The 18,071-nt window shown below is 43.0% G+C and carries 16 protein-coding genes; 3 read left to right on the forward strand and 13 right to left on the reverse strand.

All coding sequences use genetic code 11. From position 1 onward, the window contains the following. Positions 1-925: 925 nt before the first annotated feature. The 13 genes from chrA to LCM11_RS08680 all read right to left on the reverse strand — a co-directional run bounded on the left by chrA (position 926) and on the right by LCM11_RS08680 (position 14,181). Complete coding sequence (chrA, locus tag LCM11_RS08620; protein ID WP_224893851.1) at positions 926-2,125, reverse strand: chromate efflux transporter; 1,200 nt, start codon at positions 2,123-2,125, stop codon at positions 926-928. A 15-nt stretch (positions 2,126-2,140) separates the two neighbouring features. After that, positions 2,141-2,446 carry a PadR family transcriptional regulator gene (locus tag LCM11_RS08625; protein WP_224893852.1) on the reverse strand — a complete coding sequence of 102 codons (306 nt, stop codon included), beginning with the start codon at positions 2,444-2,446 and terminating at the stop codon, positions 2,141-2,143. 325 nt (positions 2,447-2,771) lie between these two features. Continuing rightward, positions 2,772-3,872 (reverse strand): glycosyltransferase family 4 protein, encoded by a 1,101-nt coding sequence (locus LCM11_RS08630; protein WP_224893853.1) that lies wholly within the window; start codon positions 3,870-3,872, stop codon positions 2,772-2,774. 845 nt (positions 3,873-4,717) lie between these two features. After that, entirely contained in the window at positions 4,718-5,308 is a 591-nt protein-coding gene (locus LCM11_RS08635; protein WP_224893854.1) for a hypothetical protein, read from the reverse strand. A gap of 145 nt (positions 5,309-5,453) precedes the next feature. After that, on the reverse strand, positions 5,454-5,687 hold the full coding sequence (locus LCM11_RS08640) for a helix-turn-helix domain-containing protein (protein ID WP_224893855.1): 234 nt from the start codon (positions 5,685-5,687) through the stop codon (positions 5,454-5,456). Positions 5,688-5,924: 237 nt separating this feature from the next. Then, positions 5,925-7,130, reverse strand: a complete 1,206-nt coding sequence (locus LCM11_RS08645; protein WP_224893856.1) for an AraC family transcriptional regulator — start codon at positions 7,128-7,130, stop codon at positions 5,925-5,927. Between the two features lie 84 nt (positions 7,131-7,214). Further along, positions 7,215-7,355, reverse strand: a complete 141-nt coding sequence (locus tag LCM11_RS08650; protein ID WP_224893857.1) for an anti-repressor SinI family protein — start codon at positions 7,353-7,355, stop codon at positions 7,215-7,217. Positions 7,356-7,621: 266 nt separating this feature from the next. Beyond that, entirely contained in the window at positions 7,622-8,080 is a 459-nt protein-coding gene (locus LCM11_RS08655) for an IDEAL domain-containing protein (protein WP_014644718.1), read from the reverse strand. A gap of 231 nt (positions 8,081-8,311) precedes the next feature. After that, positions 8,312-10,018 carry a phospho-sugar mutase gene (locus LCM11_RS08660; RefSeq protein ID WP_224893858.1) on the reverse strand — a complete coding sequence of 569 codons (1,707 nt, stop codon included), beginning with the start codon at positions 10,016-10,018 and terminating at the stop codon, positions 8,312-8,314. Between the two features lie 33 nt (positions 10,019-10,051). Further along, positions 10,052-11,011: a mannose-6-phosphate isomerase, class I gene (gene manA / locus LCM11_RS08665; protein ID WP_224893859.1), complete on the reverse strand. Its 960-nt coding sequence runs from the start codon at positions 11,009-11,011 to the stop codon at positions 10,052-10,054. Between the two features lie 190 nt (positions 11,012-11,201). Beyond that, positions 11,202-12,608, reverse strand: coding sequence for a sucrose-specific PTS transporter subunit IIBC (locus LCM11_RS08670; protein WP_224893860.1), 1,407 nt, complete (start codon positions 12,606-12,608; stop codon positions 11,202-11,204). Between the two features lie 179 nt (positions 12,609-12,787). After that, entirely contained in the window at positions 12,788-13,777 is a 990-nt protein-coding gene (locus LCM11_RS08675; protein ID WP_224893861.1) for a LacI family DNA-binding transcriptional regulator, read from the reverse strand. A gap of 164 nt (positions 13,778-13,941) precedes the next feature. Then, on the reverse strand, positions 13,942-14,181 hold the full coding sequence (locus LCM11_RS08680) for a hypothetical protein (RefSeq protein WP_014644723.1): 240 nt from the start codon (positions 14,179-14,181) through the stop codon (positions 13,942-13,944). Positions 14,182-14,540: 359 nt separating this feature from the next. Here LCM11_RS08680 and LCM11_RS08685 point away from each other — a divergent pair, with 359 nt between their 5' ends. From LCM11_RS08685 to thrB, 3 genes are read left to right on the forward strand one after another with little or no spacing between them, the layout of a single operon-like run. Further along, the gene (locus tag LCM11_RS08685; RefSeq protein WP_224893862.1) at positions 14,541-15,836 is read left to right on the forward strand and encodes a homoserine dehydrogenase; all 1,296 of its coding nucleotides are present in this window, start codon (positions 14,541-14,543) and stop codon (positions 15,834-15,836) included. Between the two features lies 1 nt (position 15,837). Beyond that, the gene (gene thrC / locus LCM11_RS08690) at positions 15,838-16,893 is read left to right on the forward strand and encodes a threonine synthase (RefSeq protein WP_224893863.1); all 1,056 of its coding nucleotides are present in this window, start codon (positions 15,838-15,840) and stop codon (positions 16,891-16,893) included. Then, the gene (gene thrB, locus LCM11_RS08695) at positions 16,890-17,813 is read left to right on the forward strand and encodes a homoserine kinase (protein WP_224893864.1); all 924 of its coding nucleotides are present in this window, start codon (positions 16,890-16,892) and stop codon (positions 17,811-17,813) included. Before thrC ends, thrB begins: the two co-directional genes overlap by 4 nt. Positions 17,814-18,071: the final 258 nt, after the last annotated feature.

Here is an 18,071-nt window from a genome sequence, read left to right on the forward strand (position 1 = left end):
ATAGGGTTAGTTTAAAAGTCCTGCGGGGGACAATTCCGCTTTCCGTGGGCATGTGCTGAGCCTCCTCAAGCTAAAGCTTTCCGGGGTTTCAGAGATCATGTTTATCCCGTTCTTACCTTTTTTTAGTCTTAATCAAATATCAGAACATAAACGACTTGTAGTGCTATCCAGCTCCAGCACCTAGCGGCTAGTGAGACTTCCCTCACTTCTGTACGATAAGGCAACATCGAATCGCTCCGCTCTTCGTGTTTTCTTTATCTCCGCCAGCTCAGTCCAGTCCATACGCCGCTGACCGAGGTGCTTCCGCTTTTAACCTAGGAGTCTCCATCGTCCCCCTTCGGACCTTGCTGAAATGAGAGGCTCGAAACATTGGCAAAATTACTTGGATAGGAAATATAACAATCATGCCGTGAGTTCCTGTTTTCTCTAAGTTTTGATAGAAAAAGTCTGATACCACTGAATGTAGAAAGGATTAAGTCCCCACCTGCCTTTCTAAAGAAGGGGCCGTTCGCAGTATTATAGTTGGGATGGTGGGGAAATAGCGAGACTCCCGTGGGAGAAGAATCTAGATGAGACCCCACAAGGAGTGAAACGACTGAGGAGGCTCATTTAAATGGAGGATCGTCTAAAGTCGCCACGTCCTGTGGCAACGTCGATCGACCATACGTCGTGTAGGGCCACAGGAAAGTGTTCAAATGTGAATCACCCCGGTAGACACGACTAGCATAAGCCGAGCATCAAAAGGCCGGTGATCTTTCCGGCCGGTGATGAACGGCTTATGTATCGAGTGTCTGGGTGATAGAACAAGACGAGTTATTTCCCCACTAGCCATTATCCTCATTTTCGTAACGAATCCATTTATCTCGAAACTGTGTCTTCGAGTATTGGAAGCTCTTCTGGAAAACTCGAAATGAAGATCTAATTTTTAGAAACCTAATAGATTAAGGAGATAGCCTCCGATGACACCGAGTATAACAATCAGCCAGGCCGGGACTTTCCAGATATTCAGTAAAGCAAATAATATAGTCCCTAAGGCAAAATCTGCTCCATCAAAAATGGAACTCTTAACGACAGGATCATAAAATGCGGCTAATAGAATTCCAACGACGCTTGCATTCACTCCCATCAGGATCCCCTGGAAAGAAGCACGCTTGCGCAATTCACTTAGGAAAGGCAAAGCGCCAATAATAAGCAGAAAAGAAGGAAGGAAAATCCCTATGGTAGCAACCACTGCCCCTGCAACTCCTTCCAACATCGTTCCGAGATAGCTTGAAAACGTAAACAGGGGTCCTGGAACGGCCTGCGCCATACCATAACCAGCCAGGAACTCATCAGGCGACAGCAGCCCCTGCGGTACCAGCTCTCTCTCAATCATAGGTAACACTACATGGCCTCCTCCAAAAACTAAGGAGCCTACGCGGAAGAAAATATCAAAAATATGGAGCAAAGAGTTATTTACTACGCTCGTTATGATCGGCAGTGAAACTAACGAAATTCCTAAAATGGTTAAAGAAAGGATTCCAGTTTTTTTAGATATGGTAACAGCGATAGGTTCAATATTTGATTCTGCTTTATCTTTAAACCAGGAAAGTCCAAGCAGGCCAGCAGCTACGATAATGACGATCTGTATCCAGGCGGAAGGATACAGCAGCATAACTAATGCAGCCACAACCGCAATAGCCTTTGTGCTTTTGTCCGGTGTCAGTTTCTGACCCAGTCCGATGAGGGCATGCAGGACAACGGCTGCCGCCACCACTTTTAAGCTATGAATGAAACCAGCATCAGCCAGGGAGAAATTTTGATAAAGTAAAGCGAACACGACAAGTATAATAACGGAAGGAAGAGTGAAGCCAATAAAGGATATAATCCCTCCCAGTATTCCCCCGCGTAAGATTCCAATCGATATGCCGACCTGACTGCTTGCTGGGCCGGGCAGGAATTGGCATAGCGCAATGAGATCCGCATAGGTTTTGTCCGTCAACCATTTTCGCCGGTCGATGTATTCATCTTTAAAGTAAGCCAGGTGGGCGACAGGCCCTCCAAATGAGGTTAAACCCAGTTTCGTAGATGCAAATAGGATTTCTAATAGGATTTGTAGAGTGGTTTTATTCTGTTTTTGGTTCAATTTATTCACCTCATGTCATTTAATTTCTTTAAAGAGTTCATAAGCTTTAGCCCGGGCTTCCTGCAGGACCTCGTCACCCTTGTCTGTAATGCGGTAATACTTGCGTATCTTGCCATTCACATTAACATCTTCTCTATCTAGAAGCTGGTCGCTTTCCATATTGTGAAGGATGGGATATAAGGTGCCGGCACTGATCTCGTAACCATGCTCATGCAGCTCCTCAAGCATCCAGGATCCGTAAATAGCTTCTTCTTTGGCATGATGCAAAATATGAATTTGTATAAAACCCAGGAATAGTTTCCTTACTACTTTATTATCCAAATACGGTTCCTCCTTATTAAGCTTTTCAATATCGAAAACCAATATTGACTTTCGATAAGATTATATACGAAACCATTTGATTGAACAATACTTCCTAAAATAATTTACATGATCTTAATAAACCTTGAGAAATGCAGAAAATAATTTCATTCCTGCATCCTATGCATCCCGCTTCCCTCACGCTTGTCCATCATGCTATTATTCAGACATTGCCAGGCATCGGAAATAGGCTGAGGAGTTTCCGAAGATACTTCTCTCATTAGAAGAGAGAATAATATAGCCAAAAAGCCCCGATTCCATTTAGAGGAACCGGGGCTTTCTGGCTTTAGGCTTCTTCACGTTCTTTATCTTTGTCTTTATCCTTCTTATCATTTTTAGAAAAGAAATCAATTACCGGGCGCTTTCCTCGATATACCACTCCTGTCATTTCTGCAAATAAGTGAAGCAGGAACAAGAGTACAAACGTAATGATCAGCGAAATTCCAATCGACGTAAGAGAGAATAAAATGGCCAGTAAGCCGAACAGGGCACTGAATCCATAAATAATTAACACCGTCGCGCGGTGGCTGAAGCCGGCTGCCAGGATTTGATAATGAATATGCTTATTGTCCGGCATCATGATTTTCTGCTTATTAATCACACGTCTCATGATGGAGAATAGTGTATCAAACACAGGAATCGCAAGAACAATAATTGGGATGACAAAACTGAATAAGGTCACGTTTTTAAAGAGTCCTACCATAGAAATAACCGCCATGGAATACCCGAGAAACAGAGAGCCGGTATCTCCCATATAAATCTTGGCAGGATAAAAATTGTGGAAAAGGAAACCGATGTTACTTCCGATTAGCACGATACATAAATACACGATGGTAATCTGGGGCTCAATCGCCAGCGCCATCACAGCAATACTAATCAGGGAAATGGTCGATACACCGGTGGCAAGGCCGTCCAGTCCATCGATCAGGTTGATGGCATTGGTAATTCCAATAATCCAGAAAAATGTGAATAGAATACTGATCGGTTCATTTAAAGAGATCATTCCTAAGAAAGGAACGCTTAGAATATCAACTTTTAACCCCGATAGAATCAATATACCGGCAGCGGAAACTTGTCCGGCCAGTTTGAAAATCGGGCGGATTTGATAGCGGTCATCGAGAAGACCGGTTAAGACAATAATCGTCGCGCCGATACTGATCGAAAGAAAATAAGGGGTATCCGGTCTGATATACAGCATCCCCGCTACTACACCGCCAAAGATGGCCAGACCACCCATGCGCGGGGTAATTTCTGTATGGATCTTCCTCAGTTCAGGGTAATCCATCATTTTCCACTTTACGGCCAGTTTCATAACAGGAAATACGAGCAGGTAGCTCACTGCCATGGACAGGCCGATCGCTATTATCAAATCAATATATATATTCATAGAAATCCTCACTTGTGTTTAGTAAATTCAAGGTTGCATCGTTCACATTATACCATAGGTTGACAAATAATCTGTCGGACTTTGGCTTCAGATTTTTACAGGTGCTTCACTTTCATAATATCTCTTTAAGTCGCTGTATGGATTCTTACAGATAATCTCCCGATACTGGAAGACTAGATTTTAAGATAAATTGGCTCCGTTACTCTATGTGGAAGAGAGCTGGCAGGGAAATCCCTCGCTTTTCTGGAGCCCCTTTCAAAGACCATATCTCAAAACTGAGTCTTCCACAACCAGGCCTGATCGTTTCATATGAAAGAGCAAAACTACCTTTAATAGAACCAATTAAAAAACCGTCCCTTAAGATAGTTGAAGGACGATTTTTATATCAATATATTTTAATTATCTTTGAAGCTGCTGGATTAACTGTTCAATAACGTCCTGAGAAGAGAGGACTTCCGAAGTTTCGGAGCGCTGAATGATATCCTGCAGCACCTCTTTTAAATTTTCCATTCGTCCCACCTTTTCTATCGTTTAGTATCTTACTATTCTTTTTACTTAAACCTTCGTTGGAAAACATCTTTTTCTGAGGGGGCGTGGCCGCTGACCGACAAATTATAAAGACTTTCTCCCTTTAGTTGCATCATTTTCAATTTTTCAACAAATAATGTATGCATTCTTCCAATCTATCATATTATCATATAGCAATATTCGTCATTTGAATAGTGTTTTTCTTCAAAAATATTCTTAAAATTAATAATAGTATATGAATATCCATTCAATTCGTGAGGTTATGTTGTCAAATTATGACAGAAGCCTATTTTCTTCAATAAGAAAATAGGCTTCTGTCAACTATAATAACGAGGAAACTCGTCCCCCCTGTTCTGGACGGCCCACTCCCTCTGTTGAAATTTCAGCGTGTAGCTATCGCGCTCAAAGCGGTGGATACTCTTTTGTATGGTTTCGATTCCTTCCTTGTGGTGACTAAAGATGATGACGACAGGATGTAAGAGCGCATCATAGAAGAACACAGGGTTCAAACTGTGCGGGACTTGGCTGAATCTCCATTCCTTAAACAAATCAAGATTCCTGACCAAGGTGTCATCTAGAATGGATGCTTCACTAAGACTGCTGCCTTTTCTGGTGTAATCAGCTAGATGGTGGTAACAGGAAGCAGCTTGAACATAGGACAGAGGAGAACCGTCTCCTCTCACAGCTTCCATAGCGTCCTGCTTTAGACTGCGATCAGCTGCCCTCGCATAAACCACTCCCTGCTGGCTGATCACCTGCCAGCCGCCTTTTACGATCAGCTGGGAATATTGGTGTATAAGGACGCTTATGTTACGAACGGCAGCGGGGTCATACCTGTACTCCGGCATCTCTTTTACGACAATATTCTTTCTAGCCGCTCCCCTTGTAAATAAGACTTTTCCTCTCAAACTATTTCCCTCCCGCCTCAAAGGAGTGGCTTATACTGTTCTAGACCCCTGGATAATGTTTAATGTATTCCGAGGTTAAACCCAGCTTTTTTGCCTGTTTTATAAGTTCGGGCCATTCTATATCCAACTGCATTTGTACAACCATTCACTTTGCGTTCTTTTCTGGTTCGTCACCCCAGCGATAGGGCAGCAGTTCCTCGAGCGGCACCTCCAGGGTCTTTGCGAGCTTTCCCATAACAATAAGCGAGGGATTTTTCTGAACGCCTCGTTCAATGTTGCTAATATACGATTTGGATACATTGGACAGCTTTGCAAACTCATTCACCGATAAACCCTTTCCAATCCGAAGAACCCGAATCTTTTCCCCTATAGTTGCCAATGTCCTCCATCCCCTTTTCCATGTCAAAATTTATCTAAATGTTGTACATTTTGTTCTATTTTGCACGCATTTTGTTCTTTATAAAGAATATTATAAAGCGACTCTATTAAAAAGAAAACCGTCAAAATTCACAATAGAGAACAACTACGTTCTCCACACTCTTGTTTTCTCCAAATATCTCCAAATATTTTCTATTTTAAGAACAAAAAAGCCGGCTGTCCTATTAGTCAGCCGGCTTCACTCTTCCATAATATGATGTTTTTTGCGAAATTCATTTGGTCCTATACCTTCTATTTTTTTGAAAACTCTTGTAAAGTAGCTCTGACTATTAAATCCAAGTTTCATACTAATATCCAGCAAAGTAAAATCAGAAATGCTCAGCATCTCTTTCGCTTCTTTAACCCGTTCCATATTAATAAATTGAGATATTGAAATCCCTGTTTCTTTCTTGAATATTCCCGATAGATAGTTCGGATGGACGTTCATGGCAGCTGCAATCTCCTGCAGGGAAAGGGGATCACTCAAGTTCTGGAAGATATAGCGTTTGGACCGCTCGACTAAAGGAGAGTACACCGGTTCTTCCTGAGCCCGCTGCAGACGGCTCATGAAACTTTGGATAACATTCTCCTCTAGTTCATGAAGTTCTTCCTTCGTCTTTTTTGTTTCTAAATAGTTCATAAAGAACCCGCTTAAGGACATCACTTCTTCCAGCTGGGCTCCCCCTTCCAGACACAACTGATTCAATTCCCCTATTAGACGGATCAGTTGATTCTTCTCCAGTCTCAAAGCATTCGAGTGACTGGTGGACGAGAACAATTGCTTTCTCCACTCCCGATAGACGTCCAGCGCCTCTGCCCCGCCCATTTTGAATAAGTGTATAAAACGCTCCTGAAGCTGATAGTTGTTGTTCGGAGCAGCTTCATTCCTGAGATAATGTTCATAAACCTTCTGGATAGGCGAATGCTTTCTAGGATGATGTCCTTCCTGTTTACCGGAGAGAATGCGTATGAGAATTCGTTCCATAGATAACATTTGCACGGGGTTCAGCACGGGTAATTGATCATAGTAATTTAGTAGTCTTTCCGCCTTGCCTTTATAGTCAGGCTCAGCTTTTACAAAACCATCAATTTCTTTTTTTCCGATCTCTTTATGTAAAAAGGGACCAAAGACAATATCTACTGGTTCTTCATGTCCGATCTTCATAGAATATAAGAAAATACTCTGTCCAAATTCATCCGAGAATTTTTCTAAGGTGTTGGGGCTTTTTCTACTGATTTCTAAAAAAGGGTAGAAGCTTTTTTTCATGAAATCAGGAGGCTGACGAAAGCTGTCGGGAAATTGAAAGGTTAATTTCCGTTTATGATTCAAAAGCAGCACAGGGACTTGCAATGCAATTGAACAGTCCTTTAGTAAGTGGGTAAGCTCATGATGGGACATAGTCATATAGATACCCCCAAGTATAATCCTTTTTTACTATTATACCTGAATCCAAAAAAATAGCACCCCCTAAATGATTAGGTGGCGCTTCTATTCTAGTGACTTCCTCTTATTAGAGAAATCTTTAATATAATCTCTTACCTCTTCGATTGTCATACCCATGGCTTTTGCCTGCTTTAATAAATGCACCCAATCCTCATCTAATTTGCTCACACTCGGCACCGTTCTCATCTCTCTAAACCTCCCCAAAATCCTCTAGGTTTCTGTTTAAAGATTCTTCATTTTTATCTATCAAAGAATCTTCCTTCATCTGGAAATGTATTATTATTATAACTGATTTTCTCCAGCTAATTTTGAACATATTTAACTATTTTTTAAATATAAACATTTAATTTTAGAATATTCCTAATAAAAGAATGTAGGATTTTGTAATTTATAGTAATTAAACAAACAAAAGCCGATATGACGGCATCATATCGGCTTTCATTCATCCAATTTTAAGAATACATACGGTTCCACGTAGTCGTCAGTACACGGAAGGTATCGCGGTCCTCCGAATCAATCGCCTGATCGATCAAACGTCTGAGATTATTCTTTTCGAGCTCAAGAATCACTTCATTTGTTTCATTCTCTTCCGGTTTTGTCAGTTCTACCTCTTCCTTTTCATAGTAAGGGGCGACAATAGAGTGAAGATGTTGTAGAAAGTCTGGCAGCTGAAGCAGATCTGCTACCGATACATATACTATATTTTTACCGCGTTGAAAAACGAAAATATCGAAAACATTATGAACGCGCTTACGTTGACGGTCAATAATGATTTCTCTGGATTCCATAGGAACGAATTGGTAGAGTTCATTGTCGATAAATAATGAAAAGTACTGGTAGGCTAGCACAACTCGGATAAAGCGCTTGTCTTCCTTCACGTAATACGGTTTCAGCATTTTAATATTTAACACAGTGCCCACCCCTTTAATTTAATCTGAATTTTCAGTATTTTATTCTATTATGGCTGATTTGTCAACAAATTGAAAGTCTTTTATCTTGAATACACGGTTAATTTTTAAATATTTTTCAGAACCCACTCCCTTCATGATCGAAATTGCAGCTATTATCCTTGGAATTTGAATTTCTTTAGGGAAAATCTAAAAAAAGTCCCAGTTTTCCATATGGAAAACTGGGACTCTAAGTTAAATCAAAGCATGCAAACGGTCATTAACGGTTGCTTTTAATGCTTCAAGAATCTTCTCGCTGTCTTTTCGGGAACCGGATTTGGCTCCATAATAAAATTTAATTTTCGGCTCTGTTCCGGATGGACGTAAACAGAACCAGCAGTCGTCCTCGAGAATAAACTTCAGCACATTCGACGTTGGAAGTTCAATCTCCTCGGTCGCGCCGCCCTCTACATAATGACGAGTCATTGTAGAGTAATCCTCAACGGCGACTACTTTCTTTCCGCCTGCTTCTGTAATACCCGCATCACGGAAATCTTCCATAATCGTCTTGATTTTATCCGCTCCGGATTTTCCTTCAAGCTTCACGGATTGAAGGTCTTCAAGGAAGTACCCGTGCTTCTGATAAAGCTCTTCCAGGGCATCAAGCAGTGTTTTGCCTTGATTCTTATAATAAGCACCGACTTCTGCGATCAGAATCGCTGCCTGGACGGCGTCTTTGTCACGTGCAAATGGTTTAACTAAATAACCGTAACTCTCTTCATACCCGAACATGAACTCATATTCTCCGCTCTGTTCGTACTCTTTGATTTTTTCACCAATAAATTTAAAGCCTGTCAGTGTATCTAGCGTGCCGATGTTATGGGCATCCGCGATCACCCGGCCGAATTCAGAGGTCACAATGGTTTTAATCAGGAGTCCATTGTCTGGTACATCAGGAGAATGCTCCAAAATGTAATCAAGCATAAGAGCACCGGTCTGGTTTCCGGTTAACACCTGATATTCACCGTTTTCATCCGGTACAGCTGCTCCCATGCGGTCCGCATCAGGGTCGGTTGCAAGCAGTAAGTCAGCTCCTATTGCTTTCCCTTGTTCGATCGCCATAGCAAACGCCTGATGTTCTTCCGGATTCGGAGAAGCAACGGTTGAGAATTCAGGATCCGGCTGCGCCTGCTCTTCTACAATAGCTACGGAAGAAAACCCGCTCTGTTCCAGGCCTTTTTGGACAAGGTCACGTGCCGTGCCATGCAGTGGTGTAAACACAAGAGAGATATCTTTTTTAATATCCGGCTGAATCGTTACGGATTTAAGCTGCTCCAAATAGGCAGCATCGACTTTTTCATCGATCCAGTTGAGCAGTCCGTCATCTTCCAGTTGTTTCTGATCAGCTGCCTCTACATTCAGTTCGTTTTCTACTTTATTAACAAATCCGATCATGGATTCAGCCTGAAGTGGAGGAAGCTGGCCCCCGTCCTCATTATAAGCTTTGAAGCCATTATACTCTGGCGGGTTATGGCTGGCTGTGACTACCACGCCTGCAGCAGTCTTTAAATGACGCACAGCAAACGAAAGCTCCGGTGTCGGGCGTAAAGAAGTGAATACATATGAAGGAATACCGTGGTAGCCGAGCACGCGGGCTGTTTCCACTGCAAATTCTTTGGACATGTAACGGGAGTCATAAGCAATGGCTACACCGCGGTTCGAGAGCCCTCGATCATTCACATACGTCGCGAGCCCTTCGGCAGCTCTTCTGATCGTATAGATGTTCATTCGATTCGTACCAGGGCCAAGCTTACCGCGCATTCCGCCTGTTCCAAACTCGAGGTTCTTATAGAAGGCGTCTTCTAGAGACTGTTCGTCATTTTCAATCTCTTTTAACTGCGTTGATAGCTTTTCGTCCATTTCTTTAAATTCTTTCCAGCGATTGTACTCATTTTTCCACATCCATCCATCACTCCTCTTGTAGTTTGTAAATGCTTATGACTTATTGGAACGGGAGACGATCATCGAAGCATTTCCTTTCAATTCGAACGTGTCTACTGTAGCAGGGATAATAAAATGATCCCCTTTTGCAAATGAATAGGTCTCCTCGTCAATCCTGACCTCTCCATTTCCCTGGAGAGCGCTTACCAATAAATAAGGACTGGGCTTCAGCTCCCCGCTTTCCCCTTCCAATTGCCAATGAAAAACAGAAAAATACTCTTCTTCGATCAAGGTTTCCTGCCTGAGGTCTGCCTGAACTGCATCTGATCGGTCAATGCGGGGGTCTTTATGTGGAACCGTTATCACTTTCAGCGACTTATCCAGGTGCAGTTCCCGTTTCTCTCCATCGTTTCCTACGCGATCATAGTCGTAAACGCGGTACGTGATATCCGAACTCTGCTGGGTTTCAAGAATCTGTATGCCAGCGCCAATCGCATGGATCGTTCCACTTGGTACATAAAAGAAATCCCCAGGCTGAACAGGAATCCGCCTAAGCAGCCTCTCCCATTCTTCATTCTCCACCAAATCCTGTAATTCCTTTTTATTCGAGGCATGATGACCAAAAATAATTTCAGAACCCTCTTCGGCGTCGATCACGTACCAGCATTCTGTTTTCCCATAATTCTTTCCTTCCATTTCGCGTGCATATGTATCATCCGGGTGGACTTGTACAGATAAGTCCTTCGCAGAATCCAGTATCTTAACTAACAGTGGAAATTCTTCTCCTTCTTCATGGGCGAACAGTTCACGGTGTTTCTTCCATGCTTCAGCCAGTGTATGTCCTGCCAATGGCCCGTTCTGTATCGTGTTTGGACCATTCGTATGACCGGAAATACACCAGGCTTCTCCTGTCTGGTTGGAAGGAATGTCGTACTGAAAAATTTCCTTAAGCCCCGTTCCACCCCAAATCCGTTCTTTGAATTCAGGCTGTAAAAAGATAGGTTCCTTATACATGAGCAACTCACCTCTTTCTCTTATGGTTACCCATTATTATACCATACTAACTGCCACAAAAAGACAAAAACAGACCAGGTCAAATTGGAAAATACTGTTTGACCTGGTCCTCTAGATATTTCCATATCCACTAGCCGGTCCTGGTAATTACTGGGGGACCTGAGGTAGAAAGAATAGGAATTAATGGATATTATTTGTTTTTGTCGAGCATGCCGTCTTCGTAACCGAAGGCCCATGTCAGACCGAAAGCTACTCCAATAGCGATACCGTTTGCGATAATGTAGTTGGCAAATGGGAACAAGCCATCCAAGTACAAAAGCATACCCGGAATTACGGTGATCGCCATGCCGGTACCTGCGAGTCCCATAAGAGAAGCGAAGAAACCGCCGGCCGCTCCACCGATAAGCCCCATAACGAAAGGCTTCATGTAACGCAAGTTAACACCGAAAATGGCTGGCTCTGTAATTCCAAGGAAGGCAGATAAAGCAGACGGAAGGGCAAGAGCTTTCATTTTCTTCTGTTTTGATTTCAAACCAACAGCCAGTGCTGCTGCACCTTGAGCTGCAATACCTGCTGAAATTAGCGGGTTAAATGGATTTTCACCTAAACGTTCAAGCAATTGAATTTCAAGTAAGTTAAAGATGTGGTGGACTCCGGTAATAACGATAACCTGGTGCAGACCACCAATAATTAAACCGCTAAGTCCTAACGGAAGATCCAGTACCACACGTGTAGCAGAGAAAATACCGTTTTCCACGATGTGGAAGATAGGTCCTATAATGAATAAGGCTGCTGTAATCATAATTAATAGGACTAAGAAAGGTGTCAGAATTAAATCCAGAGACTCAGGTATTTTCTTCCGCAAAGCTTTCTCAAGTTTCGCACCTAATATACCTGTAATAAAGGCTGGAAGCACAGAAGCCTGATAACCAACTACGGGAATAAAGCCGAAGAACATGATCGGTTCGACTTCACCGCCGCCAATATCCCACGCGTTCGGAAGCGCAGGTGATACGAGCATTAAACCAATAACAATACCGAGCAGTGGACTGCCGCCAAATACTTTAAAGGTTGACCAGGCAACCAGTGCCGGCAGGAATATAAAAGCCGTGTCTGTCAGAATCTGTGTAAAAAGAATAAAGTTTTCTGAGATATCTTCAGGGGCCATTCCAAATAGTCCCAAGATCTGAGGCTGAGTGACAAGTCCACGCAGACCCATGAACAAACCAGTCGCAACGAGCGCTGGGATAATCGGCACGAACACATCACCGAATGTACGGATCCAACGCTGGAACCAGTTCCCCTGCTTCTTCGTCTCTTCCTTCATTTCAGATTTAGTTGTTCCTTCCACATTCAGCTTGGTAACCTCTTCGTAAATTCGGTTAACCGTACCAGTTCCGAAGATAACCTGCAGCTGTCCAGAGTTGTAAAAGGCACCCTTTACTTTGTCGATCTCTTCAATTGCAGAAATATCGGCTTTCTCTTTGTCGTGCAGCATAATCCGAAGGCGGGTGGCACAGTGAGCTACTGAAGCGATGTTTCCTTCGCCGCCGGCAGCCTCAATGACGTCTTTTGCGATTTGAGAATTCTCGGCCATTTTTTAAAAACCCCTTTCTTGTAATTGCATTGGCATGTAATCGATTACACATTTCATAAAAAAATATAAAACATTCAATAATTTCATCAAATAAGTGCATCGATTTCCGTATTTCTAAAAGGAATAAATTGTGTTCCTGAAATGTGTGAACGATTACATGATTGCGTTTTCAATTAGAACTATACACTATCTCGTAAAATTAGTCTATACGTTAGCTCAAATTTCTGCTCAAGTTTTTCATTCTTTAATTTGGCCAGTAACAGTTCAGCCGCTTGCTGCCCAGCCTTCTTATTAAAGTAATCGATCGTGGTCAGGGAAGGGCTTACATATTGAGACATACTGGAAGCTCCTATTCCGACAACAGCCATGTCTTCCGGAATCCGGTAGCCCTGTTCTTTCAAGTACTCCATAGCCCCGATAGCCATTCGGTCGGTAACGGCATATACCGCACTTGGCCTGTTTTTACCGCTTGCTCGTAAAATCTTCTTCATCTCTTCATAACCGGAATCAATCGAGAAATCCCCTGTTCCCATCCAGTGGTCCTGGACCACTCCGCCTTCTCTTTCCATTACATCACGAAAAGCCTGTTCTCGCTTAACCCCAACGGAAGGGTCCTCACGGCTGACGCCTATAAAAGCTATTTTATGGTGGCCTTTATGAATCAGCATATTCGTTAAATCAGCAGATGCATGGTAATCATCATAAACAAGAGACGTTACCTCAGGAAGATCCTGACCGATCGCCAGAAATGGAAGATCCACGTCACGAATGGTTTGAATCAGTTCATCATTCACATTAGTCGCAAGCAGTATGATTCCATCCACGTGCCTGCTCTTCAGTAAACGAATGTATTCAATCTCTTTTTTACTGTCCAGTTCTGTATCCGTCAACAGAATCTGAAAGCCTTCTTTAGCTAACACTTCATTAATCCCATTCACCACACGAGTCGATGTTTCCGTGCTCAAACGCGGCAGAATAACTCCAATAACGCCTGAACGCTTTGTCCGGAGCGATTTCGCTGATTGGTTAGGCATATAGCCTGTTTCTTCAACAATTTTCATAATTCTTTTTCGGGCATCTTCACTTACGTACCCACTATTGTTCAAAGCTCTTGAAACGGTAGTCCGGGAAACGTTGGCCCTTTTTGCGATGTCATTGATTGTTGTCATAGGTTTCATCCTCCATGGAATCCTTTTCACATCATATCGTATTGAAAAAATTGGACATTGTCTAGCATTTGGTAAAAAGTTTCACTTCAAGCGTTATGATTGCTCAAAAAAAAGACCCTGGACTTCATACCCTTCCAGAGTCATGCGCGCTATGTAACCCGCTCTCAGCTGCCAAGAAGCTCAAGAAAGCGCTGGCGGATTGTACGGTACATATACGTATCCTTATTCATATCCGTTATAATGGAGTAAAAGGCTGTTTCTGCTTTATACACCGCCTGCTTCCCTTCATCCTTGAATTCTTCCATCTTCCCTTCCACTCCCATCTCTCTGATGATTTGATCGATGACGGCATCATACTTCCTTAATGAATCAGGAAGCGGACCGGAATATAAACTGTCCATCATTGCTGCCCTTCCCCCTTTTTATTTTTATAGGTACAATTATTTATATTTTATTTGTCAAAATAAGTCAAGATACTAAAAATTAATACAATAGTTTCATTTTTGTCGTTTTATGTCGAATAATTAATCAAATTTAATAATTATAGAATTTTTCCTATTAATTATCCTCTTTTATTCACTTTTAACTAATAAAAATAGCAAAACACATCTATTGTAAAGTTTTAATAAATATGTAGATTTCCTATCTTTTATAAAAATTCGAATCGTCTGAGAATTCACTCTTGTACTTGACTTCCCTTTCCGTTACAATGTCCTTTATATAAAGAATAATGTATATTTCAAGTGGACAAGGAGTGTGAACGATGAAAAATACCATTACCGTAGGGTTATTAGGTTTAGGGACTGTAGGAAGTGGAGTGATTGAGATTCTCCATGACCATAAGGAGCGTATTCAGCACAGAACGGGGTGCGAAGTAACGATTAAGTCCGTATTGGTCAACAATGTCGAGAAACCTCGAGAGCTTCCTGATGGCTCCACAAACCTGACCGATCGATACGAAGATATTACCCGCGATCCAGAAATCGATGTAGTTGTAGAGGTGATGGGTGGAATCGATCACACGCTAACCATATTATTAGAAGCGATTCAGCACGGAAAACACGTGGTAACGGCCAACAAGGATTTAATCGCCCAGCATGGAGCCGAGCTTTTTGCTGCCTGTCAGGAAAGCGGCAGTGATCTTTATTATGAAGCCAGTGTCGCTGCAGGTGTACCGATTATCCGTTCTATTATGGACGGCCTATCCTCTGACCGCATCACAAAAATGATGGGAATCGTTAATGGAACAACGAACTATATCATGACGAAAATGTCTCAGGACGGCGCTGACTTTGACAGTATATTAAAGGAAGCGCAAGATCTTGGCTTTGCCGAAGCGGATCCAACAGCCGATGTTGATGGTCTGGATGCAGCCCGGAAAATGACTATCCTTTCTATCTTAGGATTCTCCATGCCGTTTAATCTGGAAGATGTAGAAGTGAAAGGAATTCGCGGCTTATCTCTTTCCGATATTCAATATGCAGAAGAACTTGGCTATCGAATTAAATTAATTGGTATTGCTGAGAATGATGCAAATGGTGTATCTGTAAGCGTAGAACCAACCTTCCTGCCCGCGACTCACCCGCTTTCATCCGTAAACGATGAATTTAATGCGGTATATGTGTACGGTGATGCCGTAGGAGAAACCATGTTCTATGGTCCTGGTGCCGGAAAACTTCCAACTGCAACAGCCGTTGTATCCGATTTAATAGCTGTATTAAAAAATATCCGATTAGGTACAACAGGTACGGCTTACGTGCAGCCCCAATTCCCTAAGCAAGTTATGCCTAAGGACCAGCAGATGACGAAGAAATATATCCGTCTGCACGTACTTGATCAAACAGGTATGTTAATGGAAATCACGAAGATTTTCGCTCAGTACAATATCTCGTTCGACCAAATCATCCAGCGTTCCTATGAAGAAGATGGAGAGCGTGAACTGATGATGGTCACCCATCAAGTTAGTGAAGAAGACTTTTCACAGGCGATGAAGGAAATCGAAACACATCATTCCGTGAAAAGTGTTGAAAGTATTTTTAGAGTAGAAGGGGGCAGCTAAGATGTGGCAAGGACTGCTTCATCATTATCGTGAATTTCTTCCCGTAACCGATCAGACACCGAATCTTTCTTTACAGGAAGGTAATACTCCCCTTTTATCCATACCGACGATTTCAAAGGAGTATGGAATTGAAGGCTATGTAAAAATTGAAGGCGCCAATCCGACCGGTTCATTTAAGGACCGCGGGATGGTCATGGCGATGGCCAAAGCAATTGAAGAAGGCTCCAAAGCTGTCATTTGCGCGTCAACCGGCAACACTTCTGCCTCTGCGGCAGCCTTTGCCGCCCGCGCCGGCCTTCGTTGTATTGTGGTCATCCCTGATGGCAAAATCGCCCAGGGTAAACTCGCCCAGGCGGTCATGTATGGTGCTGAGATTTTTTCCATAAAAGGTAATTTTGATCAGGCGTTGAAAATGGTAAGAGAAATCGCTGAAAAGGAACCGGTCACGCTCGTAAACTCTTTGAATCCTTATCGGATTGAGGGACAGAAAACCGGAGCCTTTGAAGTGTGTGATGCCTTAGGTGAAGCCCCTGATGTATTATCGATTCCGATTGGAAATGCAGGCAATATTACTGCCTATTGGCGCGGATTTCAGGTGTATAATGAAAAATACGGCCATCAGCTTCCAAGGATGATGGGCTTTCAAGCAAGCGGTGCAGCAGCCATCGTCCGGAATCAGGTCATTGAAGACCCGGAGACGCTTGCCACTGCCATTCGAATTGGAAATCCTGCAAGCTGGGATAAAGCGATTCAGGTTAAAGAGGAATCCGGCGGCTTAATTGACGAAGTAACGGATGATGAAATTGTAGAAGCGTATCAGCTTCTGGCTCAAAAAGAAGGCGTATTTGCTGAACCTGCCTCTTGTGCGTCGATTGCAGGTATGCTTAAAAAAGTGAAGAGCGGCGAAATTCCACAAGGATCAAAAGTTGTTCACGTTCTTACCGGAAATGGACTGAAGGATCCAGCGGCCGCGATTGATACAAGTCCGGTCAAACCCACGGTCATTGAAAATGATATTGACCAGTTTGCCGAGGCCATCTCAGGAGTACGCTCATGAGTACATTTCAAATCCGGGTACCCGCAACTTCCGCTAATCTAGGACCAGGATTTGACTCCATCGGCATTGCTCTCTCCAAGTACGTCACGCTAAAGTGTCAGCCTGCAGATAAGTGGTCGTTCGGAGTGCCTGAGGAGGATCAGCCTCATATCCCGTCCGGAAAAGATAATTTAATTTATATGACGGCCATCTATACAGCAACAGCTTACGGATATGAAGAACTGCCGCCGTACCATGTGGATTTGATCAATGACGTGCCGATCGCCCGTGGCCTTGGGAGTTCCTCTACAGCCGTTGTAGGTGGAATTGAACTTGCGAATCAACTTCTGAACCTTGAGCTTAGCCGCTATGAAAAATTACAGCTTGCCTGTTCCATTGAAGGCCATCCGGATAACGTCGCCCCGGCTATTTACGGAGGAATTATGGTTTCAAGCTATGACGGGGACCATTTAGATTTTGTCCAGTTCACGAAAGGACTCGATGACCTGACGTGGCTTGCGATCGTTCCTGACTTCCATCTGGAAACGGAAAAAGCACGCAGTCTGCTGCCTCAGGAAATCAGTTACAAGCAGGGCGTTCATGCCAGTGGTACGGCCAATGTACTCGTTGCAGCTCTAGCTGAACAAAACTGGGAACTGGCTGGGAAAATGATGATGAAAGATCAGTGGCACCAGCCTTACCGCAAAGAGTTAATTCCTGATTTTGATGCCATATCCGTCAAAGTGAAGGAACTGAATGCAGTCGGAATGTATATAAGCGGCGCAGGTCCAACCATGATTGCTTTATTTGAACAATTAAGCGATGATAAACTTGTTCTTCTGCAGAAAGAACTTCCCGCCTATCAGGTCGAAGCTTTACAAGTAGATAGCCACGGATTGGAAGTGACTTCTCCCAGTCTTCCAAGCGGACAAGCTAAGTAAAAGATCCCGGTGATTTAACCATCACCGGGATCTTCTGTGTTTGTTAAATTGGGTCAAGGCATGCTTGTGGATTTTAATAAGAGATCTATTAAACAAACGGACCGGATTGTGGAAGACTCGATTTCGAGATATTGGGTTGTGCTGAAGGTCATGCGGGGGACGATTCGCTTTCCGTGGGCATGTGATAAGCTTCCTCAGGCTTCGCCTTCCGGGATCTTACCAATCATGTTCATCCACAGGAGTCTTCAACGTCCCCTC

This window comes from Halobacillus halophilus, from assembly GCF_020171985.1.
Lineage (GTDB): Bacteria > Bacillota > Bacilli > Bacillales > Halobacillaceae > Halobacillus > Halobacillus halophilus_A.

What these genes read in the sequence shown, in the direction of transcription:
- LCM11_RS08630 (WP_224893853.1), bottom strand. Translation starts at nt 3,872, where the DNA reads ATGAATATATATATTGATTTGATAATAGCGATCGGCCTGTCCATGGCA.
- LCM11_RS08645 (WP_224893856.1), bottom strand. Translation starts at nt 7,130, where the DNA reads ATGACTATGTCCCATCATGAGCTTACCCACTTACTAAAGGACTGTTCA.
- LCM11_RS08650 (WP_224893857.1), bottom strand. Translation starts at nt 7,355, where the DNA reads ATGAGAACGGTGCCGAGTGTGAGCAAATTAGATGAGGATTGGGTGCAT.
- LCM11_RS08660 (WP_224893858.1), bottom strand. Translation starts at nt 10,018, where the DNA reads ATGTGGAAAAATGAGTACAATCGCTGGAAAGAATTTAAAGAAATGGAC.
- manA (WP_224893859.1), bottom strand. Translation starts at nt 11,011, where the DNA reads ATGTATAAGGAACCTATCTTTTTACAGCCTGAATTCAAAGAACGGATT.
- LCM11_RS08670 (WP_224893860.1), bottom strand. Translation starts at nt 12,608, where the DNA reads ATGGCCGAGAATTCTCAAATCGCAAAAGACGTCATTGAGGCTGCCGGC.
- LCM11_RS08675 (WP_224893861.1), bottom strand. Translation starts at nt 13,777, where the DNA reads ATGACAACAATCAATGACATCGCAAAAAGGGCCAACGTTTCCCGGACT.
- LCM11_RS08680 (WP_014644723.1), bottom strand. Translation starts at nt 14,181, where the DNA reads ATGATGGACAGTTTATATTCCGGTCCGCTTCCTGATTCATTAAGGAAG.
- LCM11_RS08685 (WP_224893862.1), top strand. Translation starts at nt 14,541, where the DNA reads ATGAAAAATACCATTACCGTAGGGTTATTAGGTTTAGGGACTGTAGGA.
- thrC (WP_224893863.1), top strand. Translation starts at nt 15,838, where the DNA reads ATGTGGCAAGGACTGCTTCATCATTATCGTGAATTTCTTCCCGTAACC.
- thrB (WP_224893864.1), top strand. Translation starts at nt 16,890, where the DNA reads ATGAGTACATTTCAAATCCGGGTACCCGCAACTTCCGCTAATCTAGGA.